Genomic DNA, 21,441 nt, shown 5'->3' on the forward strand with positions numbered 1-21,441 from the left:
CCGAGCACGAGGTCGGCCAGGGTGCGGCCGGCCAGGTTGCTCGCCGCCACCCCGTCCCCGACGTAGCCACCGGCCCGCCCGGTGCGGGCCACCGGATCCCACGTGACCGACGGGTGCCAGTCGCGGGCGATGCCGAGCGGCCCACCCCAGGCATGGGTGAAGCCCACCCCGTCGAGCTGGGGGAGCAGGTCTCGCAGGGTCGAGCGCAGTGCGCCGAACACCGCCTCGTCGTGGTCGAACTCCGGCCCGATCGCCGACCCCCAGTGGTAGGGCGCGCCGCGGCCACCGAACGCGATCCGGCCGTCGTCGGTGCGTTGGCCGTAGATGACGACGTGGCCGTGGTCGCTGAACACCTCGCGGCCGGCCAGCCCGATCCGCGCCCACCGCGCGTCGTCGATGACCTCGGTGGCGACCATCAGCGAGTACACCGGAACGACCCGGCGGCCCTGCCCCGACACCGTCCCCGACCAGCCCTCGGTCGCGTGGATGACCGCACCCGCTGACACCCGCCGTCCGTCGGCGAGCACCACGACCCGGTCGCCCGTGCGCGTCACGCGTGCCCCCTCCACGATCCGCCCACCGAGCCGGCGCACGGCCCCCGCCAGCCCGTCGACGAGCCGCCGCGGGTGCACCCGGGCGCAGTCGGGGGTGAAGGTGGCCCCCCGTGTGACGGCGACGGCGAGGCGCTCGCGGGTGGCACCGGCATCCAGCCACGTCGTCGACCCGCCCCACGCGGCCGCGTGGGCGACCTCCGCCCGCGCGCGCTCCTCCTGGGCGGTGGTGCGCGCGACGACCAGCGCACCGCCCTTGGTGAACCCGCTGCCTAAGCCCTCGGCTCCGTCGACGCGGCCGACCTCGTCGACGGTGTCGCGCAGCGCGGCCAGCTGGGCCACGGCCCCCGCGCGCCCGGCGTGTCGGGCCAGCGTGTCGGGCGACACCGGCCACAACGCCGACACCCAGCCACCGTTGCGACCGCTCGCCCCGAAACCGACGTGGTCGGCCTCGAGCACGAGCACGTCGGCCTCGGGGCGCTCGCGCAGCAGGTAGTACGCCGTCCACAGGCCGGTGTAGCCACCGCCGACGATGACCACCTCTGCGGAGAACGGCAGGTCGGATGCCGTGGCGCGGCTGGCGCTCGCACCATCGGCCCACAGCGGGCTGGTCAGGCTCACTGCGACGGTCAGAGGTGGTTCTCGGCCTCGGTGAGCACCGAGCGCAGGCGCCGCTCGATCTCGTCGAACTCGCTCGGCCCCATGGTCAGCGGGGGAGCGAGCTGCACCACGGGGTCGCCGCGGTCGTCGGCCCGGCAGTACAACCCTGCGTCGAAGAGGGCCTTGGACAGGAAGCCGCGAAGCAGGCGCTCGCTCTCGTCGTCGTTGAACGTCTCGCGGGTGGCCTTGTCCTTGACGAGCTCGATGCCGTAGAAGTAGCCGGCCCCGCGGACGTCGCCGACGAGTGGCAGGTCGAGCAGCTTGTCCAGGGTGCGCTTGAAGACCGGGGCGTTCTGCTTGACCCGGTCGTTGAGGCCCTCGCGGTCGAAGATGTCGAGGTTGGCCATCGCGGCAGCGCAGGAGACGGGGTGGCCGCCCCACGTGTACCCGTGCGGGAAGTACGTCGTGCCGTGGCGGAACGGCTCGAAGAGCCGGTCGCTGGCGATCATCAGGCCCAGCGGGGCGTAGCCGCTGGTGATTCCCTTGGCCGTGGTGATGATGTCCGGGACGTAGCCCAGGTCGTCGCAGGCGAACATCGAACCGATGCGGCCGAAGGCGCAGATCGTCTCGTCGGAGACGAGCAGGACGTCGTACTCGTCGCAGATCTCGCGGACCCGCTCGAAGTACCCGGCGGGCGGCGGGAAGCAGCCACCGGAGTTCTGCACGGGCTCGAGGAAGACGGCCGCGACGGTCTCCGGGCCCTCGAACTCGATGGCCTCGGCGATGCGGTCGGCAGCCCAGCGACCGAACGCCTTCTCGTCGTCGCGCAGGTGCTCGGGGGCGCGGTAGATGTTGGTGTTCGGGACCTTGTGGCCGCCGGGAACGAGCGGTTCGAACATCGACTTCGCCGCCGGGATGCCGGTGATCGACAGCGCCCCCTGGGGGGTGCCGTGGTAGGCGATCGAGCGCGAGATCACCTTGTGCTTCGTCGGCTTGCCGGTGAGCTTGAAGTACTGCTTGGCCAGCTTCCACGCCGTCTCGACGGCCTCGCCGCCGCCGGTGGTGAAGAACACCCGGTTGAGGTCACCCGGGGCGTGGTGCGCCAGCCGCTCGGCGAGCTCGATGGCCCGCGGGTGGGCGTAGGACCACAGCGGGAAGAATGCGAGCTCGCTGGCCTGCTTGGCCATCGCCTCGGCGATCTCGGTGCGGCCGTGGCCGACGTTGGTGACGAACAGGCCGGCGAGGGCGTCGATGTACTCGTTGCCCCGGTCGTCCCAGATCGTCCAGCCCTGACCCTTGGTGATGATCGGCACGGAGTGGCCGAGGCCGTGGTCCTCGAAGGTGGAGTGCCGGGTGAAGTGCATCCACAGGTGGTCGCGGGCGGCATCGGAGTACAGGGCTCCGGTACCGGTGTGGCGATCGGAGCTCGGCTCCCAGACGTCGGACGGGTAGGTGCTCATCGGGTACCCCAGTTGTAGTGCTGCTTGTTGAGTTTCAGGTAGACGAAGGTCTCGGTGCTCGTGACGCCGGGCAGGATGCGGATCTGCTGGTTGAGCAGGTCCAGCAGGTGGTCGTCGTCCTCGCAGACGACCTCGGCGAGGATGTCGAAGCTGCCGGCCGTCGTGACGACGTAGTCGACCTCGGGCATCGCCGTCAGGGCGTCACCGACGGCGAGCAGGTCGCCGGAGACCCGGATGCCGATCATCGCCTGCCGGCTGAAGCCCACCTGGAGGGGGTCGGTCACGGCGACGATCTGCATGACGTCGGCGTCGAGCAGGCGCTGCACGCGCTGGCGCACGGCCGCCTCGGACAGACCGACCGCCTTGGCGATCGCGGCGTAGGACTGCCGGCCGTCTTCCTGGAGCAGTTCGATGATGTGCTTGGCGATGTCGTCCAGACGGGTCTCGGACGATGCACGAGTCACCCGGGGGGGTCGAGAGGTGGAGGTCACGCGCGCCATCGTGTCGCGGATCTCGACGGTTTGCAACCACCCTTGGAACGGATTCCGCATGCATTGTGTGTCCGGTGTGTAACTTTTCAGCACATCCGTCGCGCAATCCCTAGCGATTTCGGTGGTCGTGCGCTTAGAGTCCGGTAGCACCGAACCCCACCCCCCACCCCTTTGGGAGCCATCACCCATGAGCGGTCAGCGACACCTGCGCAACTTCATCGGCGGCGAGTACGTCGACGGGCGGACAGATGCCACCACCGAGATCATCAACCCGGCCACGGGATCGGTCGTCGCGACCGCCCCCGTCAGCGGCCAGGAGGACGTCGACGCGGCCTATGCCGCTGCGGAGCAGGCGTTCGCGGGGGAGTGGGGCGCCACGACCCCCAGCGAGCGGCAGCAGGCCCTGCTGAAGTTCGCGGATGCCGTGGAAGCGCACGCGGACGAGCTCATCGCACTGGAGTCCGAGAACACCGGCAAGATCAAGGCCCTCACCGCGAGTGAGGAGATCCCGCCGATGGTCGACCAGCTGCGCTTCTTCGCCGGCGCGGCTCGCGTCCTCGAAGGGAGGGCCTCGGCCGAGTACATGGCCGGCCACACCTCGTGGATCCGGCGCGAGCCGATCGGCGTCGTCGGGCAGGTCACCCCGTGGAACTACCCGCTGCTCATGGCGGTCTGGAAGATCGGCCCCGCGCTGGCCGCGGGCAACAGCGTCGTCCTCAAGCCGAGCGACACCACCCCCGAGAGCACCCTGCGGCTGGCCGAGCTGGCCTCGCAGTACCTCCCGGCGGGCACCCTGAACGTCATCACCGGTGACCGCGAGACCGGCCGGATGCTCGTCGAGCACCGCACGCCGAGCCTCGTGGCGATCACGGGGTCGGTGCGCGCGGGCGCCGAGGTCGCGGCCAGTGCAGCGCCGAACATCAAGCGCGTCCACCTCGAGCTCGGTGGCAAGGCCCCGGTCGTCGTGTTCGACGACGCCGACATCGAGGCGGCCGTCGAGGGCATCGCCGTCGCCGGGTACTTCAACGCCGGGCAGGACTGCACGGCCGCCACCCGGGTCCTCGTCGCACCCGGCATCCACGACGACTTCGTCGCCGCGCTCTCCGAGTTCGCGCGCAGGTCGGCCCCGGTCGGCCTCCCCGACGACGAGGACGCCCTCTTCGGCCCGGTCAACAACGCTCGCCAGCTGGCGCACGTCTCCGGCTTCATCGACCGCATCCCCTCCCACGCGACGGTCTCGGCGGGCGGCAACCGCCGTACCGACCTCGGCGAGGGCTACTACCTCGAGCCGACCGTGCTCTCCGGGCTGCGCCAGGACGACGAGGCCATCCAGAACGAGATCTTCGGACCGGTCATCACCGTGCAGAAGTTCACCGACGAGGCCGAGGCGATCCGCTGGGCGAACGGCGTCGACTACGGCCTCGCGTCCTCGGTGTGGACCAAGGACTTCGGCCGAGCCATGCGGATGAGCAAGGCCCTGGACTTCGGCTGCGTGTGGATCAACACGCACATCCCGCTCGTCGCCGAGATGCCCCACGGCGGGTACAAGAAGTCGGGCTACGGCAAGGACCTGTCGATGTACGGGTTCGAGGACTACACGCGCATCAAGCACGTCATGGCGAACATCGAGAGCTGAGGAACACACCACATGGCACTTCGACGGCGGCCACCGGCCGATCCCATGACCCGCGGGCTGATCAGCGCCGCACGGTCCTCGGCGCTGACGCGGCGCTCCCTGTTCGGCACGGCCGCCCTCGGTGGCGCGGCGGCGGCGCTCAGCGCGTGCGCACCACCGCCCCCACCCTCGGGCGGGGTCGCCTCGCTCGTGCTGCCCGAGGACCTCTCCGACACCGACAAGGTGGTGCGCTGGGCCAACTGGACGGCCTACCTCGACTACGACGAGGAGACCAAGAAGTACCCGACCCTCGAGCGGTTCATCGCCGAGACCGGCATCCGTGCCGAGTACACCGAGGACATCGAGGACAACGACGCGTACTTCAACAAGATCGCGCCCCAGCTTCGCGCGGGCCAGGACATCGGGCGCGACATCTTCACCTTCACCGACTGGATGGCAAACCGGATCATCCGCGACCAGCTGTGCCAGCCGCTCGAGCTGATCACCATGCCCAACGCACCGAACCTGCTGCCGGCGCTGCAGAACGTCAGCTTCGACCCGGGCCGCAACTTCTCGCTGACCTGGCAGTCCGGCTTCGCCGGCATCGGCTACGACAAGTCCAAGGTCTCCAAGGAGATCAAGACGCTCGACGACCTGTGGACCGACGAGCTCAAGGGCAAGATCGTCGTGCTCAGCGAGTTCCGCGACACCGTGGGCATCATCATGCAGAGCCAGGGCGTCGACATCACCTCCGAGTTCGGCAAGGCGGAGTTCGAGGCGGCCGTGGCCGAGATCGAGAAGCGCATGGACGAGGGCTACATCCGCCGGATCAAGGGCAACTCCTACCTCGAGGACCTCAAGTCGGGCAACGCCGTCGCCGGCATCGTCTGGAGCGGTGACCTGTTCATCCTGCGCGCCGAGACCGAGAACGAGAACTGGGAGTTCGTCATCCCGGAGTCGGGCGGCACGATCTGGAGCGACAACATGATGGTGCCGATCACCTCGCAGCACCGCCGCAACGCCCAGACCCTGATGAACTTCTACTACGACCCCGAGGTCGCTGCCGAGGTCGCGGCCTGGGTCAACTACGTGTGCCCCGTCGTCGGCGCCCGGGAGGTGCTCGCGAAGACCGATCCCGAGCTCGCCGAGAGCCCGTTCATCTTCCCGAGCGAGGCGTTCATCGCGGACAACAACATCCAAGGGTTCCGGGCACTCTCGCCCGAGGAGGACCAGGAATACAGCGCCATCTGGCAGAAGGTGATGGGCAACTGATGGCTCGCAAGAACGCAAGCGGTTTCCGCGACGCACAGGGCGACCTGCGTCTGGAGAACGTCACGAAGTCCTTCGCCGAGTTCACCGCCGTCGACGACCTCAGCCTGGTCGTCCCGCGGGGCTCGTTCTTCGCCCTGCTCGGCCCGTCCGGCTGCGGCAAGACGACGACCCTGCGCATGGTGGCCGGCCTCGAACAGCCGACGAGCGGGCGCCTGCTCATCGGCGACACCGACCTCACCGGCAGCCGCTCCTACGAGCGTCCGGTCAACACGGTGTTCCAGAGCTACGCGCTCTTCCCGCACCTGACCATCCGCGACAACGTCGCGTTCGGTCCCAAGCGGCGGGGACAGGCGGATGCCGCCGCGCTCGCCGACGATGCCCTCAAGCTCGTGCAGATGGATCACCTCGCCGCGCGCAAGCCCGCCCAGCTCTCGGGTGGTCAGCAGCAGCGGGTGGCCCTGGCCCGGGCCATCGTCAACCGCCCCGAGGTGCTCCTGCTCGACGAGCCACTCGGCGCCCTCGACCTCAAGCTGCGGCGTCAGATGCAGGTCGAGCTCAAGCGCATCCAGACCGAGGTGGGCCTGACGTTCATCCACGTCACGCACGACCAGGAGGAGGCCATGACCATGGCCGACACCGTGGCCGTGATGAACCACGGGAGGATCGAGCAGATGGGCCCGCCCGCGCAGATGTACGACCTGCCGCGCACGGCCTTCGTCGCCAACTTCGTGGGTCAGTCCAACCTCGGCAGCGGCCGGGTCATCGACCGCGACGGCACCCACCTCGTGGCCGAGATCCAGGGCACCAAGGTCAAGATCCCCATCGCGCGCAGCGCGGTCACCGACGGCGACATCACGTTCGGTGTGCGCCCCGAGAAGGTGCGCGTCATGCGCCGCCCCTCCGAGGGTGCCGGCGACGACGTCAAGGGCATCGTGCTCGACGTGTCGTTCACCGGGGTCGCCACCCAGTACCTCGTGCAGCTGCCGAGCGGCACGGTGTGGAGCTGCTACGAGCAGAACCTCGACGTCGAGCCGATCGACCTGCGTCCGGGTGACGACGTGTGGCTGTCCTGGAACCCCCACCACGCGTTCGGCGTCCCCGTCGACGAGGCCGAGGCCCGGGCTGCGGCGGAGGCTGGCCTGACATGAGCGCCCTTGCCCACGTGAGTTCCGCGGGTGGCACCACGCCGCCCCCGGCACCGCAGCCCAACCGCAAGGGCCGGAGCTGGGTTCCCTACCTGCTCCTGCTGCCCGGTGCGCTCTGGCTGCTCGTGTTCTTCGTCATCCCCCTCGGCCAGCTGTTCTCGGTCAGCCTCCAGTCGCAGTTCCCCGGCTACCCCGGGTACTACTACCGCGACCTGAACTTCGGCAACTACGTCACGGCCCTGACCGACTTCGCCCCGCACTTCGGCCGCTCGATCCTGTTCGCCACCCTCGCGACGTTCTTCGCGTTCTGCCTGGCCTACCCGCTGGCCTACGCGATGGCGTTCAAGGCCGGTCGCTGGCGCAACGTCATGCTCATCGCGGTCATCGCGCCGTTCTTCACCTCGTTCATCCTGCGCACCGTGGCCTGGCGCCAGATCCTCGCGGACGAGGGTCCGGTCGCGTCGACGCTGAACACCCTGCACCTGCTCCCCGGTGGCCGGATCACCGAGACCTGGATCGCGGTCGTCGCGGGTCTGACGTACAACTTCCTGCCCTTCATGGTGCTGCCGATCTACGCCTCGCTCGAGCGCGCGGACTCCCGGGTCATCGAGGCAGGGGGAGACCTGTACGCCAACGGGTTCACGACCTTCCGCACGGTGACGCTGCCGATCAGCATGCCGGGCGTGCTCGCCGGAACGCTGCTGACCTTCATCCCCGCAGCCGGTGACTACGTCAACGCCGAACTGCTCGGGTCGGACAACACCAAGATGATCGGCAACGTCATCGAGAGCCAGTTCTTCCGGGTGCCCGGTGGCTTCCCGACGGCCGCAGCGCTCTCGTTCACGTTGATGGCCCTCATCCTCGCCATGGTGTTCGTCTACGTGCGCCGCTTCGGAACGGAGGAACTGGTGTGATCCGCTGGATCGGAAACCGCTTCGCCATGATCACGGCGTTGCTCGTGCTGTTCTACCTGTTCCTGCCCGTCGCCTACACGTTCGCCTTCTCGTTCAACAACTACAAGAAGTCCAACATCTCGTGGAACCCCGAGGGGAGCCCGACCCTGAAGCACTGGAAGGACCCCTGCGGTGCCCCCGGTGTCTGCGAGTCGCTCGTGACGTCGATCCAGATCGGCGTCATCGCCACCGTCATCGCGACGGTGCTCGGCACGATGCTCGCGTTCGCGATGGTGCGCCACCGCTTCCGCGGGCGCGGCACGAGCAACGTCCTGGTCTTCGTGCCGATGGCCACACCCGAGATCGTCCTCGGCGCGAGCCTGCTGACGATCTTCGTCCAGGGCTTCTCCAACGTCGGTCTGCAGCTGGGGTTCTGGACGATCGTCATCGCCCACATCATGTTCTGCGTCAGCTTCGTCGTCGTCACGGTCAAGGCCCGCCTGCAGAGCCTGGACCCGCGCCTCGAGGAGGCCGCCCAGGACCTGTACGCCGGGCCGGGCAGCACGTTCTGGAAGATCACCTTCCCGCTGGTGCTCCCGGGCATCGTCGGTGCGGCGCTGCTCGCGTTCTCGTTGTCCTTCGACGACTTCATCATCACCAACTTCGTCTCCGGCAACGAGACGACGTTCCCGAAGTTCGTCTACATCTCCTACCTGCGCGGCATCCCGGCTCAGGCCAACGTCATCGGTTTCTCGATGTTCGTCATCGCCCTGGCGCTGGTCATCGGCGGCCAGCTGATCGGCAACGCCCGCAAGAAGTGAACGACCTGATCCGGCCCGCCGGGCGAGAGCCCGGCGGGCCGGACCTCCACCACCACCGGTACCCCCGGTGACACCCTGAGACAGGAACACCATGCGCGTCCTCATGGTCGGTGCCGGCGGCGTCGGTGACGCCGCCGCCCGCATCGCCGCCGAACGGTCCTTCTTCGAGCAGTGGGTGGTCGCCGACTACGACCTCACCCGCTCCGAGCGCACGGTGGCCTCGGTCATCGAGCGCAACCCGGGGGACACCCGGTTCCGTGCCGCCCGCGTCGATGCGTCGGATGCCGGCGCGGTCGAGGCGCTGGCGCGCGAGGTGGGTGCCACGCACGTGTTCAACGCCGTGGACCCCCGCTTCGTGCTGCCGATCTTCGAGGGCGCCCGCGCCGCCGGTGCGGACTACCTCGACATGGCGATGAGCCTGTCGAGCCGTCACCCCGAGCAGCCGTACGCCAAGGTCGGCGTCAAGCTCGGCGACGACCAGCTGGCCCAGGCCGAGCAGTGGGAGGCCGACGGGCGCCTGGCCCTGGTCGGCATCGGGGTCGAGCCCGGGCTCTCCGACGTCTTCGCGCGCTACGCCGCCGACCACCTGTTCAGCCACATCGACGAGCTCGGTACCCGCGACGGTGCCAACCTCGTCATCCGCGACGAGGACGGCAACGAGGTCTTCGCCCCGGGCTTCTCGATGTGGACGATCATCGAGGAGTGCCTGAACCCGCCCGTGGTGTGGGAGAAGGCCCGAGCGGTGGGCTCCGACGGCGGCTACGACGTCGAGGCCGGATTCTTCACGCTGCCGCCGTTCAGCGAGCCCGAGGTCTTCGACTTCCCCGAGGGCATCGGCCCGGTGGAGTGCGTGCACGTCGAGCACGAGGAGGTGCTCCTCATGCCGCGCTGGGTCGACGCCGAGAAGGTGACCTTCAAGTACGGCCTCGGCGAGGAGATGATCACGATCCTGCGCACGCTGCACACCCTCGGGCTCGACAGCACCGACCCGGTCACGGTCAAGGGGGTGCAGGTCAGCCCCCGCGACGTCGTCGCCGCCGTGCTGCCCGACCCAGCGACCATCGGCCCGCGCATGGAGGGCAAGACCTGCGCCGGACTGTGGGTGACCGGCACCGGCAAGGACGGGATGCCGCGGCGCACCTACCTCTACCACGTCTCCGACAACGCGGACACGATGCGCGACTACGGCGCCCAGTGCGTCGTCTGGCAGACGGCGATCAACCCCGTCGTCGCCCTCGAGCTGCTCGCGAACGGCACCTGGTCGGGCGCGGGCGTGCTCGGCCCGGAGGCCTTCGACGCCGTGCCGTTCCTCGACCTGCTCGCCGCGCCGAAGCCGCAGGGCTACGGCTCCCCGTGGGGCCTCGAGGACCGCTGAGTCGTAGGCTCGCCACCACCGCTGTACCGCCACCGATCACCGCCGCCCGGACCCAGAAGGACACCCCCATGGCGTTCACCCAGAAGTCGCTCGTCGAGTCCGTTCCCACCCGTCTGCTCATCGGGGGGTCCTGGCGGGAAGCGAGCGGTGGCGCGCGCTTCGAGGTGAGCGACCCGGCATCCGGCGCCGTTCTCACGACGTGTGCGGACGGAACCCCGGAGGACGGGCTCGCCGCGCTGGCAGCCGCCCACGAGGCCCAGCCGACCTGGGCGGCGACCCCGCCCCGCGAGCGCAGCGAGATCCTGCGCCGGGCCTTCGACGCCCTCGTCGCCCGCACGGACGAGTTCGCCACCCTGATGAGCCTGGAGATGGGCAAGACCGTGGCCGAGGCGCGCGGTGAGGTTGCGTACGGTGCGGAGTTCTTCCGCTGGTTCGCCGAGGAGGCCGTGCGCATCCACGGCCGGTACTCGGTGGCTCCCAACGGCGCCTCGCGACTGCTGACGATGAAGCAGCCGGTCGGGCCCACGCTGATGATCACGCCGTGGAACTTCCCGCTCGCGATGGGCACCCGCAAGATCGGCCCGGCCGTCGCCGCGGGGTGCACGATGGTCGTCAAGCCCGCCCACGAGACGCCGCTGACGATGCTGCTGCTCGCCGAGGTCATGATGGAGGCGGGCCTGCCCGACGGTGTGCTCAACGTCGTCACCACGACCCACTCCGGTGCCGTGTGCGAGCCCCTCATCCGCGACGAGCGGCTGCGCAAGCTGACCTTCACCGGCTCCACCCCGGTCGGCAAGATGCTCGTCGAGCAGTCGGCCGAGCAGCTGCTGCGCCTGTCGATGGAGCTCGGCGGCAACGCCCCCTTCCTCGTCTTCGAGGACGCCGACGTCGACGCGGCCGTCGACGGGGCGATGCTCGCGAAGATGCGCAACATCGGTGAGGCCTGCACGGCGGCGAACCGGTTCTTCGTCCACGAGTCGCTCGCCGAGGAGTTCGCGACCAAGCTCGCGGCCCGCATGGGCGCGCTCGTCGTCGGCAAGGGCACCAAGAAGGGGGTCGACGTCGGCCCGCTCATCACCGGCAAGGCCCGCGACAAGGTCGACGAGCTCGTCCAGGACGCCGTCGGCAAGGGGGCCCGCGTGCTCACCGGTGGCGCGCCCGTGCCGGGCAAGGGGTTCTTCTACGCACCGACCGTGCTCGCCGACGTGCCGGCCGACAGCCGGTGCCTCGGTGAGGAGATCTTCGGGCCGGTCGCGCCGGTGTGCACGTTCACCGACGACGCGGATGCCGTGGCCAAGGCGAACGGCACCGAGTACGGACTCGTCGGTTACATCTACACCAACGACCAGAACCGGATGATCCGGGTGGCCGAGGCCATGGAGTTCGGGATGATCGGCGTCAACACCGGTATCGTGTCCAACCCTGCGGCGCCGTTCGGTGGCGTCAAGCAGTCGGGCTTCGGCCGCGAGGGCGGGTTCGAGGGGATCGACGAGTACCTCGAGACCAAGTACGTCGGCATCGCCCTCTGACTCCTGACGTCGAATCCACCCGGGGGAGCTGACTCAAGTGGTCTCATGTCCTCCATGAGCAACAGCCCGGATGCCGCTGCCTCAGCGGCCAGCAGTGCCCGCCAGGTCGACCGCCGCCGCTCGGTGCAGGACCTGCTCGACGAGGCCGACGCGTCGCTGCGCCGTGGCGCGCGCCCCGGGGCCACGGTCTGGCCCACCGGGTTCGACCTGCTCGACGCCACCCTCGACGGCGGCCTGCGCTCCGGCGAGCTCGTCCTGCTCGGGGGCAGCGAAGGGTCCGGCAAGACGACGATCGCGCTGCAGATGGTGCGCAACGCGGTGCGCACCGGTCGGCACGCGGTGGTCTTCTCCTTCGAGCACGAGGCGGGAACCCTCATCCAGCGCCTCATCGCCCTCGAGGCGTCGTGCCTGGCCGTCGGGGCCGGGCAGCACCCTGCGGCGGCGGCCGACGTCCACGCCGTGCGCTCGGTCTTCGAGGCGCCCGACCCCGACCGTCGTGGCCTCGCCGATGCGCTGGCCGGCATCCCGTACGGCGCCGACGCCCTCGCGGCCGTGCTGGAGTACGCCCCGCGGCTGCACATCCACGAGTCGACGAGCGACACCACCCCCGCCGAGGTGGCCCGGGTGCTGGCCGAGGTGCGGGAGGAGGCCGGCGAGCCCCCGCTGGTCATGGTCGACTACCTCCAGAAGGTGCCGCTCGACGAGCGCGGCGGCGACGAGGTCGCGCGGGTCACCGTCGTCACCGAGACCCTCAAGGACATGGCCCTCGAGCTCGAGTGCCCCGTCGTGTGCATCTCCGCGGCCGACCGCGAGAGCCTGGGCGCTGGCCACCGGATGCGCACCCGCGACCTGCGCGGCTCCTCGGCGCTGGCCTACGAGGCCGACCTCGTGCTCATCCTGTCGAGCAAGGAGAACATCGTCTCGCGCGAGCACCTGGTCTACGACCTCGGCAGCGTGCAGCGCTTCCGGCGCTGGGCCGTCATCACCGTCGAGAAGAACCGGCACGGGCTCGGGCACGTCGAGCTCGAGGTCGAGAAGGACTTCGAGCACGGGCGCTTCCACCCGCAGGCGCGGGTCGTGACCGAACGCCTCATCGAGGAGCGCATCTTCACCACGTGACGCGGGAGGATGGAGGCGTGATCCGCCATCTCCGGCCGCCGGTCGACGTCGACGCCCTCGTCGCGGATGCCGTGGCACGCGGTCGCGTCGTCCGTCTCGTCGTCGCGGGGGAGACCAAGGCCGCCACCCTCGAGGCCTTCGCCGACGCCCTGGACTTCCCCGGGTGGTTCGGCGGCAACCTCGACGCCCTCGCCGACCTGCTCGACCACCTCGCCCGGCACGACGACGGGGAGGCTGAGCTCGTCGTCGACGGCGTCCTGGCCCTGCAGCGCGACGACCCGTTCGCGGCGGCACAGCTGAACGGGGTGCTCGGTGAGGTGGCCCTGGCTCATCCCCGGTTTCACGTGAGCGTCATCGAGCGCTGACAATGGCTCCCGTGACTTCCCGCTCCGTCGCCATCCTCGGCTCCACCGGCTCGATCGGCACCCAGGCCCTCGAGGTCATCGCCGCGCACCCGGGTGCCTTCACCGTGGCCGCCCTCACCGCCGGGGGCAACGTCGAGCTGCTCGCACGTCAGGCCGTCGCCTTCGACGTGCCGCTCGTGGGTGTCGCCCGCGGCCAGGTCGAGGAGGTTCGCGCCGCGATCGCCGCGGCGGCAGCGCACGCCGGCCGGCCGGCATCCGTGACCGACGTCGTCGTCGGGGCGGATGCCGCGACGATCGCCGCAGGGTGTGGCGCCGACGTCGTGCTCAACGGGATCACGGGGTCGATCGGTCTGCGGCCGACCCTGGCAGCCCTCGAGGCGGGGTCGGTGCTGGCGCTGGCGAACAAGGAGTCGCTCATCATCGGCGGCCCGCTCGTCAAGGCGGCCGCCGCACCCGACCAGATCGTGCCGGTCGACTCCGAGCACAGCGCCATCGCGCAGAGCCTTCGAGGAGGGCGGGCCGACGAGGTGCGCCGCCTCGTCGTGACGGCCAGCGGTGGCCCGTTCCGCGGGCGCAGCCGCGCCGACCTCGCCGACGTCACCCCACAGCAGGCCCTGGCCCACCCGAACTTCTCCATGGGACGGGTCATCACGACGAACTCCGCGACGCTGGTCAACAAGGGGCTGGAGGTCATCGAGGCCCACCTGCTCTTCGACATCCCCTTCGACCGCATCGACGTCGTCGTGCACCCCCAGCAGCAGATCCACTCGATGGTCGAGTTCCACGACGGGTCGACGATCGCCCAGCTGGGGCCGCCGCGCATGCTCGTGCCGATCGCCCTCGGGTTGTCCTGGCCGCAGCGCCTGACCGACGTCGACGTGCCCTGCGACTGGAGCCTGGCCCAGAGCTGGGAGTTCCACCCGCTCGACGACGACGCCTTCCCGGCGGTGCGCCTGGCGCGCCGGGTCGGCGAGGCCGGGAGCACCTTCCCGGCCGTCTACAACGCCGCCAACGAGGTGTGCGTCGATGCCTTCCACGACGGGGTGATCTCGTTCACCGACATCGTCGACACGGTGGAACGCGTCGTCGAGGCGCACACTGGGAGCGAACTCGACGCCTCGAGCGTTGAGGGAGTGCTCGCCGCCGACCGGTGGGCCCGTCACCGCGCCGCCGACCTCATCGGCATCGCCGTCGACGACGACCAGATCCAGGAGAACCGTTGAGCACGCTCGCCTTCATCCTCGGTGTGCTCTTCATGGCCACCGGGATCGCCGTGTCGATCGCCCTGCACGAGGTGGGGCACCTCGTGCCGGCCAAGCGCTTCGGTGTCCGCGTGACGCAGTACATGGTCGGTTTCGGCCCGACGATGTGGTCGCGCCGTCGGGGGGAGACGGAGTACGGGGTCAAGGCGATCCCGCTGGGTGGGTACATCCGGATGATCGGCATGTTCCCCCCGCGCAAGGGCGACGACCCCGGCACCGTGCGCGTGTCGAGCACCGGTCGGTTCAGCCAGCTCGTCGACGAGGCCCGCGCGGCGAGCCTGGAAGAGGTCCGTCCCGGCGACGAGAACCGGGTCTTCTACAAGCTGTCGGTGCCCAAGAAGGTCATCGTCATGCTCGGCGGCCCGACCATGAACCTGCTCATCGGCACTGTCCTGCTGACCATCCTCGTCACCGTCCACGGGGTGGCCACCGCCCAGCCCGGCGCGGTCGTCGCGTCGGTGTCGCAGTGCGTCGTCCCGGTGACCGAGGCGGGGGACGCGACCACCTGCACGAACCAGCCCGACACGCCGGCGCTCGCGGCCGGCATCCTGCCCGGCGATCGGGTGGTGTCCATCGACGGCCAGCCCATCGACGACACCCGTGACATCAGCACCCTGATCCGCCCGCGCGTCGACCAGAACGTGACGATCGTGCTCGAGCGCAACGGTGAGCCACTGACCGTCACGGCGACGCCGATCCGCAACGTCGTGCCGGTTCTCGACGCCGACGGCCTCCCCGTGACCAACCCCGACGGCACCGAGCAGACCACCGAGGCAGGGTTCCTCGGCGTGCGGACCACCGCCCCGGTCGAGTACGTGCAGCAGCCGGTCACGGCCGTGCCCGGCATCATCGGCACCTACGTGAGCCGCACCGCCGAGGCCATCGTCCACATCCCGGCGCGAATGGTCGGGGTCTGGGAGGCCGCCTTCGGTGGGGCCGAGCGCGAGATCGACAGCCCGATGTCCGTCGTCGGCGTGGGCCGGGTCGCGGGGGAGGCCACCGAGGGCAAGTACGACGCGTTCGTCGGGGACTCGGTGGGCGACAAGGTCTGGTTCCTCGTCGGCCTGCTCGCGGCGCTGAACTTCATGCTCTTCATCTTCAACCTCATCCCGCTGCTTCCCCTGGACGGCGGCCACGTCGCCGGGGCCCTGTGGGAGGGGCTCAAGCGCCAGGTCGCGAAGCTGCGCGGACGACCGGACCCCGGCTACGTCGACGTCGCGAAGGCGCTGCCCGTCGCGTACACCGTGTCGATGGTGCTGCTCGGCTTCACGGCGCTGCTCATCTACGCCGACCTCGTCAAGCCGATCAACCTCGGCGGCTGACGCCTGGGGCGGGACGCCGTCGATGACCATCTGCCTCGGTGGTGCCTCGCTACCCTGAGCGAAGCGTCGGCGGATCGACCCGGGCAGGAGGTGGGCTCATGGTCCGTTTCCGGGTCCTCGGGCCGGTCGACGTGTTCGTCGATGGCGCCCCCGTCCGGCTGCGGCCACAGGAGCGACGGCTGCTCGCGCTGTTGCTCTGCCGTCCGAACCGTCCGGTCCCGACCGAGGACCTGGTTGACGAGCTGTGGAACGGCAGTCCTCCCGCGACCGCCCGCACCGCGATCCGGGTCCACGTCGAGCGCACCCGCGCCGCCATGCGCGGGCACGGCCTGTCGCGCCTCACCTCGAGCGAGGGGGGCTACCGACTCGTCGTGGAGCCCGGGGAGCTCGATGTCGAGATCGTGGAGACGGCGCTGCGCCGGGCTGGCGGAGCGAGCAGGCTGCCGGCCACCGTCCGTGCCCCGATGCTCGCCGAGGCCCTCGGCCTCTGGGTGGGCCGGCCCTTCGCCGACGTGGACGGCATCCCAGCCGTCGACGCCGAGAGGGAACGGATCGCCGCCCGCAAGGAGGAGATCGTCGCCGACCTGGCACAGGCGCAGCTGGTCGCCGGTCTCCACGACCTCGTTCGGGCCCACGGCCCGTCGTGGGTGCACGAGTTCCCCTTCTCGGAGCCAGTGGCGTGCGCCGTGGCGCTCGCACGGTACCGGTGTGCGGACCAGCCGGGCGCCCTGAGTCTCCTGCGCGACCTCCGCCAGCGCCTCGTTGACGAGCTGGGGCTCGACGGGACACCAGCAGTCGGGGCGCTGGAGAGAGCGATCCTCAACCACGACCCGGCGCTCGCGACCCCTGACCCACCGACGCAGACCCCGGTGCCGGTGCTCGCCGGACGGCAGGATCAGGTCGATGCCGTCCTCTCCCTGGTGCACGGGGGCGCTGTACCGGCGCCTGTCGTCGTCGTCAGCGGGCCTCGAGGGATCGGCAAGACCGAGCTGGTGCGGCACCTGCACGCTCTCGTCCCATCCGTGATGCTCGCGGCGCGCCACCGCACCCCGGCGACTGTCAGCACCCTGGAGGAGGCCCTGGGTGTCGACGGGCCCGCGGCAGCCGGGGCGGGCGTGGTCGGCGCGTTGAGCGCAGCGGCCCAGCGGGCAACGCGCCTGGCCGAGGCCGCAGCCCGGGCCGGTGTCACCGTCATCGTGGACGGACCCGAGTGGTTGGGGCCGGACGACACGGCCGTCCTCGAGCACCTGTTGGCAGCGCGGGTCCGGTCACCGGTGGTGCTCGCGTGTTCGTCGCCCAGCCGGTTGCCAGCCGGGTTGGCCGAGGAGGTGGCCCGCAGTGCCACGGTCATCGCACTGGCCGAGCTGACCGAGGACGGCAGCCGGGACGTCCTGTCGGTCGTCCTGCCCCGCCAGCTCGCGGAGGACGCCGACCTCGTGGACCAGCTCGTCGAGCGCTCGGGCGGCCATCCGTTCCTCCTCGTGGCCGGCGCCCGCCATGTGGCGGCGGGGAACCACCCTCAGACGCCACCCGCGAGTGTCACGGCCCACTTCGTGGCGCTGGTCGACGCTCTGAGCGACCGGCAGCGCCGCCTTCTCGAGGTCGCGGCCCTGGACCCCGTGGCCGCCTTCGACCTACCCCTGGTCGCAGAGCTCGTCGGCCTCGGCAGGGCAGACCTCGATGACGAGCTGGGCGAACTGGTGGCGGCCGGTCTCGTGGTCGACTCCTCGCTCGGTCCGGCCTTTCGGCACGACCTCGTCCGCGACGCGGTGCTCGGCACACTCGAGGAGAAGGATCGTCAGGACCTGCACGACCGTGCCGCCACCGCGCTGCTGCGCCGCGGCACCCCCGAGACCGCACGCCTGGCGCGGCACCTGCGCGACGCCGGAGGTGCCCGTAGGTCGGAGGCGGCCGTGTTCACCGCATCCGAGGCAGGCGAGGCGTTGCTCCTCGGCGGCCACCTGCGCGCGGCCGAGCTGTTCGAGCGGGCCGCCGTCCTGGGTGAGGGGGACATCGGCCTCGCCCGGGACCGGGTCGTCTGGCGGTTGGAGGCCGGCCGGGCCCGCACCCTCGCGGGCGACCTCGAGGCGGCCCAGGCCCTCGCGACGCCGATCGCCCACGTGGCGCGAGCTCTCGCAGACCCGACGCTGCTGTCCCGGGCCGCCATCCTGGCGACCGGCCCTTGGCGGCCCTTCGGTGCCGAGCAGGACCGGGCCGCGCGGTTGACCCTGGAGGCTGCCGAGACGCCGCCCGCTCAGCTCGGTGATCGCGTCGCGTTGCTCGAGTCCCTCGTGCGCGCCACGATGGGGAGGGTCGACGCACGGCTGGACGCGGCTCTCGCCGAGGCGGCGTCGCAGTTCGTCACGGCCCTGGACGGACCGGTCTCCGAGACGAGGATGCTCGCCCTCCGGGGCCTGCACAGCCTCACCTGGCGGGCCGACACGGGCCCCGTCGAACGACTTCGGCTCAGCGGCCAGATGGTCGACCTCGCTCGCCGTCTCCACGAGCCTGAGCTCACCCTCACCGCACTGTGGACCCACACCAAGGACGCCCTGGACTCCGGGGACCTCGCGCTGTTCGCTCAGGCCCTCGCGGAGTACCGTCGCGACGCCGTTGCCAGTGGTTTCGCCCTGCACCAGTGGTGGTCGGCCACGATCGGTGCGACCGAGGCGACGCTCTTTCGCGATGACGCCGCCCTGAGGGCCGCGGACGCGGCAGCCGAACGGTCCGCGGCATACGTGGACCAGTCCCTGCTGGTGATGACCGCCGTCGAGCGTGCCTTCGCGACGGTGCTCGCCACGGACCTCGCGTCCGCCCCCCAACTGTTGGAGCACGCAGCGCCCGATGTCGCCCAGCAACCGGTGGTGCAGCTCGGGCTGATGGCCATCGACGGGCCCGTCGCGCCGGCGAGTGCCGGCCGGGTGGAGTACCTGTGGCAGTCCACGGCAGGCACCCCGCACCGGATCGCCGGTGCCTGCTTCGCCCTCTCCGCACTGCGACGGGTCGCTCGTGACGCCGACCGGGACCGTCTGGTCGCCGAGTTGCGCTCGTTCTGTGGGCCGTACTCCGGCGCTCTCGTCACGGTCAACGGAGGGGCTGTCTTCGGCCTTGTCGACGACCTGCTGGCACTGTCCTGCGCCATGATGGGCGATGTCACGGGTGAGCAGCGCCACGCTCGGTCGGCGGCCAGGGTCCGCCGAACGGCCCAGGTGCCGACAGCCCTCTCCGAGAGGATCTGAGATGACCGAACTTGGTAACTCACCGCGGGCACTCGGCTTGGCCGAGGTGCTCAACGCCGAGGGTGTCAAGGCCGACCGCCAGGAGCATTTCCAGCGTGCGCTCGACGAGGGCGGCGAGGATCTGAGGACCGTCGTCGAGCACCTCGTGGGTGAGCACCCGGGGCTGGACCACATCGGCCACTTCGCCGAGGTGCGGGCGGAGACCGTCCCGCTCCTGCTGGGCGCCGCGCGCGTCGTCGCGACCACCGGCATCGAGTTCGAACTGCGAATCAGCCACCCCGAGGCCGGCGGGCCGCTGGCGAGCGTCACGCTCGGTGACGACCGTGTCGTCGCCGAGGTCCGCGCGCTGGCCGACGACGAGTAGAGCCGCTCGTCCGGGACGGCAGCGCGTTGAGCTGCTGCCGCCCCGGACCCGGGTTCGTCATGCCTCTTGAACGCCGGGTAGCGGACGATGGTCGGCGCGGGGTCAGCGAACCCCACTGCCGTGACCCAGGCGATCCACCACCCGGCCGGTCCTCACAGGCACGGGATGGTCTCGCGGGCGACCAAGGCGTACGACGAGCCGTTCCACTTGAAGACGAAGGCCGTGAGCTCGGTGTTGCCGGTGTAGCCGTTCCATGCGGACCAGGACGTGCGGATGCCTGTCGTGTTGCTGCGGGTCCAGGTCACCAGGGGGCCGAGTGCGAGCCGGCCGTCGTCGGTGGACCGGTAGAGCCCGAGCCGGGTCTGGTAGGTGCCTGCCGACGGGACGTCGTACAGGATCGTGGCGTTGACCGACGTTCCGGAGGCGCCGTCGCTGCAGGGGTAGACGTTCCAGTGGATCCGGCCACCGTTGACGTCGGTGCCGATCGCCTGTGCCTGACCGGCGGCACCGAGCGACATGGCCGCGGCGAGGGCGAGGACGCCCGCCCCGAGGCGGGTCCTGGTCGAGCGGGCGAACGTGCGGGTCGTGTTCATGACGGCTGCTCCTTCGTGTCTCATCGGCGGGTCCGATGGCGTGGGACCACTGTCTTGACCAGCTGTAAACGACCCGTAAACGCGCCAGCCCGTCAGTCACGCGGAGACCCACAGGCTCAGGAGTCGCCCTTGACGCCGTCGTGCGGCAGGGGGTTGGAGCCGGCGGGGGTTGCCATCTGTCGCGCGAACGTGAAGGTGCCCTGCTCGTGGGGACCCGTTGTCCTGGGCGCACCCCGGTTAGGCTTGCGTCATGTCCGTCTCGCTCGGTATGCCGCCCCTGCCCCCGCCCGTCGTCGCCCCCCGTCGGGTCAGCCGCAAGATCCAGGTCGGCAAGGTCGCCGTCGGCGGTGACGCCCCGGTGTCCGTGCAGTCGATGACGACGACGCCGACCACCGACATCAACGCCACGCTCCAGCAGATCGCCGAGCTCACGGCCGCCGGGTGCGACATCGTGCGCGTGGCCTGCCCGAGTCAGGACGACGCCGAGGCGCTGCCCGCGATCGCGCGCAAGTCGCAGATCCCCGTCATCGCCGACATCCACTTCCAGCCCAAGTACGTCTACGCGGCCATCGACGCCGGCTGCGCAGCGGTGCGGGTCAACCCCGGCAACATCCGCCAGTTCGACGACCAGGTCAAGCAGATCGCCGCGGCGGCCAAGGACGCCGGTGTGTCGATCCGCATCGGGGTCAACGCCGGCTCGCTCGACCCGCGGCTGATGAAGAAGTACGGCAAGGCCACCCCCGAGGCGCTCGTCGAGTCTGCCGTCTGGGAGGCCAGCCTGTTCGAGGAGCACGACTTCCACGACTTCAAGATCTCGGTCAAGCACAACGACCCGGTCGTGATGATCAGGGCCTACCAGCTGCTGGCCGAGCGCGGCGACTGGCCGCTGCACCTCGGGGTCACCGAGGCCGGGCCGGCGTTCCAGGGCACCATCAAGTCGGCGACGGCCTTCGGGGCGCTGCTCTCGCAGGGCATCGGCGACACGATCCGCGTCTCCCTGTCGGCCCCGCCGGTCGAGGAGGTCAAGGTCGGCATCCAGATCCTCCAGTCGCTGAACCTGCGGCCACGCAAGCTCGAGATCGTGTCGTGCCCGTCGTGCGGCCGGGCCCAGGTCGACGTCTACAAGCTCGCGGATGCCGTGACGGCCGGGCTCGAGGGCATGACGGTGCCGCTGCGCGTGGCCGTCATGGGCTGCGTCGTCAACGGCCCCGGTGAGGCCCGCGAGGCCGACCTCGGCGTCGCCTCCGGCAACGGCAAGGGCCAGATCTTCGTCAAGGGCGAGGTCATCAAGACCGTTCCCGAGAGCCAGATCGTGGAGACCCTCATCGAGGAGGCCATGCGCCTGGCCGAGGAGATGGGCGAGCCGATGGACGAGGAGTCGGCGGGCGCGCCGTCGGTCACCGTCGGCTGACGCCACGCCGGGGC

Annotated in this window: 18 protein-coding genes; 14 read left to right on the top strand and 4 right to left on the bottom strand. The window is 70.4% G+C overall.

All coding sequences use genetic code 11. The annotated features are described in order from the left end of the window. The 3 genes from PLL68_RS00515 to PLL68_RS00525 form a co-directional block, all read right to left on the bottom strand. A partial coding sequence (locus tag PLL68_RS00515; RefSeq protein ID WP_324530610.1) for an NAD(P)/FAD-dependent oxidoreductase occupies positions 1-1,172 on the bottom strand: 1,172 nt, incomplete at its 3' end. Between the two features lie 8 nt (positions 1,173-1,180). Then, the gene (locus PLL68_RS00520; protein ID WP_324530611.1) at positions 1,181-2,611 is read right to left on the bottom strand and encodes an aspartate aminotransferase family protein; all 1,431 of its coding nucleotides are present in this window, start codon (positions 2,609-2,611) and stop codon (positions 1,181-1,183) included. After that, positions 2,608-3,111, bottom strand: a complete 504-nt coding sequence (locus PLL68_RS00525) for an Lrp/AsnC family transcriptional regulator (RefSeq protein ID WP_486657354.1) — start codon at positions 3,109-3,111, stop codon at positions 2,608-2,610. The genes PLL68_RS00520 and PLL68_RS00525 overlap by 4 nt, the downstream gene beginning before the upstream one ends. Positions 3,112-3,289: 178 nt before the next feature. Here PLL68_RS00525 and PLL68_RS00530 point away from each other — a divergent pair, with 178 nt between their 5' ends. The 13 genes from PLL68_RS00530 to PLL68_RS00590 all read left to right on the top strand — a co-directional run bounded on the left by PLL68_RS00530 (position 3,290) and on the right by PLL68_RS00590 (position 19,423). Further along, positions 3,290-4,738, top strand: coding sequence for a gamma-aminobutyraldehyde dehydrogenase (locus tag PLL68_RS00530; RefSeq protein ID WP_324530614.1), 1,449 nt, complete (start codon positions 3,290-3,292; stop codon positions 4,736-4,738). 12 nt (positions 4,739-4,750) lie between these two features. After that, complete coding sequence (locus PLL68_RS00535) at positions 4,751-5,989, top strand: ABC transporter substrate-binding protein (protein ID WP_324530616.1); 1,239 nt, start codon at positions 4,751-4,753, stop codon at positions 5,987-5,989. Further along, a complete protein-coding gene (locus tag PLL68_RS00540) occupies positions 5,989-7,137 on the top strand; it encodes an ABC transporter ATP-binding protein (protein WP_324530618.1) in 1,149 nt (382 codons plus the stop codon). The genes PLL68_RS00535 and PLL68_RS00540 overlap by 1 nt, the downstream gene beginning before the upstream one ends. Beyond that, positions 7,134-8,048, top strand: coding sequence for an ABC transporter permease (locus tag PLL68_RS00545; protein ID WP_324530620.1), 915 nt, complete (start codon positions 7,134-7,136; stop codon positions 8,046-8,048). Before PLL68_RS00540 ends, PLL68_RS00545 begins: the two co-directional genes overlap by 4 nt. A 26-nt stretch (positions 8,049-8,074) precedes the next feature. Next, on the top strand, positions 8,075-8,848 hold the full coding sequence (locus tag PLL68_RS00550; RefSeq protein ID WP_324530686.1) for an ABC transporter permease: 774 nt from the start codon (positions 8,075-8,077) through the stop codon (positions 8,846-8,848). 91 nt (positions 8,849-8,939) lie between these two features. Continuing rightward, on the top strand, positions 8,940-10,223 hold the full coding sequence (locus tag PLL68_RS00555) for a saccharopine dehydrogenase family protein (protein ID WP_324530622.1): 1,284 nt from the start codon (positions 8,940-8,942) through the stop codon (positions 10,221-10,223). Positions 10,224-10,291: 68 nt separating this feature from the next. Then, positions 10,292-11,752 carry an NAD-dependent succinate-semialdehyde dehydrogenase gene (locus PLL68_RS00560; protein ID WP_324530625.1) on the top strand — a complete coding sequence of 487 codons (1,461 nt, stop codon included), beginning with the start codon at positions 10,292-10,294 and terminating at the stop codon, positions 11,750-11,752. 54 nt (positions 11,753-11,806) lie between these two features. Then, the gene (locus PLL68_RS00565; protein ID WP_324530627.1) at positions 11,807-12,871 is read left to right on the top strand and encodes a DnaB-like helicase C-terminal domain-containing protein; all 1,065 of its coding nucleotides are present in this window, start codon (positions 11,807-11,809) and stop codon (positions 12,869-12,871) included. Between the two features lie 17 nt (positions 12,872-12,888). Then, positions 12,889-13,236, top strand: coding sequence for a barstar family protein (locus tag PLL68_RS00570; protein WP_324530629.1), 348 nt, complete (start codon positions 12,889-12,891; stop codon positions 13,234-13,236). 2 nt (positions 13,237-13,238) lie between these two features. After that, positions 13,239-14,459, top strand: coding sequence for a 1-deoxy-D-xylulose-5-phosphate reductoisomerase (dxr, locus tag PLL68_RS00575; RefSeq protein ID WP_324530631.1), 1,221 nt, complete (start codon positions 13,239-13,241; stop codon positions 14,457-14,459). Next, entirely contained in the window at positions 14,456-15,820 is a 1,365-nt protein-coding gene (locus PLL68_RS00580) for a M50 family metallopeptidase (RefSeq protein WP_324530633.1), read from the top strand. The genes dxr and PLL68_RS00580 overlap by 4 nt, the downstream gene beginning before the upstream one ends. Before the next feature lie 98 nt (positions 15,821-15,918). Then, positions 15,919-19,059: an ATP-binding protein gene (locus PLL68_RS00585; RefSeq protein WP_324530635.1), complete on the top strand. Its 3,141-nt coding sequence runs from the start codon at positions 15,919-15,921 to the stop codon at positions 19,057-19,059. A gap of 1 nt (position 19,060) precedes the next feature. Further along, a complete protein-coding gene (locus PLL68_RS00590) occupies positions 19,061-19,423 on the top strand; it encodes a hypothetical protein (protein ID WP_324530637.1) in 363 nt (120 codons plus the stop codon). A 152-nt stretch (positions 19,424-19,575) separates the two neighbouring features. Here PLL68_RS00590 and PLL68_RS00595 read toward each other — a convergent pair whose 3' ends face one another. Further along, a complete protein-coding gene (locus PLL68_RS00595) occupies positions 19,576-20,016 on the bottom strand; it encodes a hypothetical protein (RefSeq protein WP_324530639.1) in 441 nt (146 codons plus the stop codon). 250 nt (positions 20,017-20,266) lie between these two features. Here PLL68_RS00595 and ispG point away from each other — a divergent pair, with 250 nt between their 5' ends. Beyond that, positions 20,267-21,427, top strand: coding sequence for a flavodoxin-dependent (E)-4-hydroxy-3-methylbut-2-enyl-diphosphate synthase (ispG, locus tag PLL68_RS00600; protein WP_324530641.1), 1,161 nt, complete (start codon positions 20,267-20,269; stop codon positions 21,425-21,427). The last annotated feature ends 14 nt before the right edge of the window (positions 21,428-21,441 follow it).

Origin of the sequence: Ornithinibacter sp. (assembly GCF_035443565.1) — a bacterium.
GTDB lineage: Bacteria > Actinomycetota > Actinomycetes > Actinomycetales > Dermatophilaceae > Fodinibacter.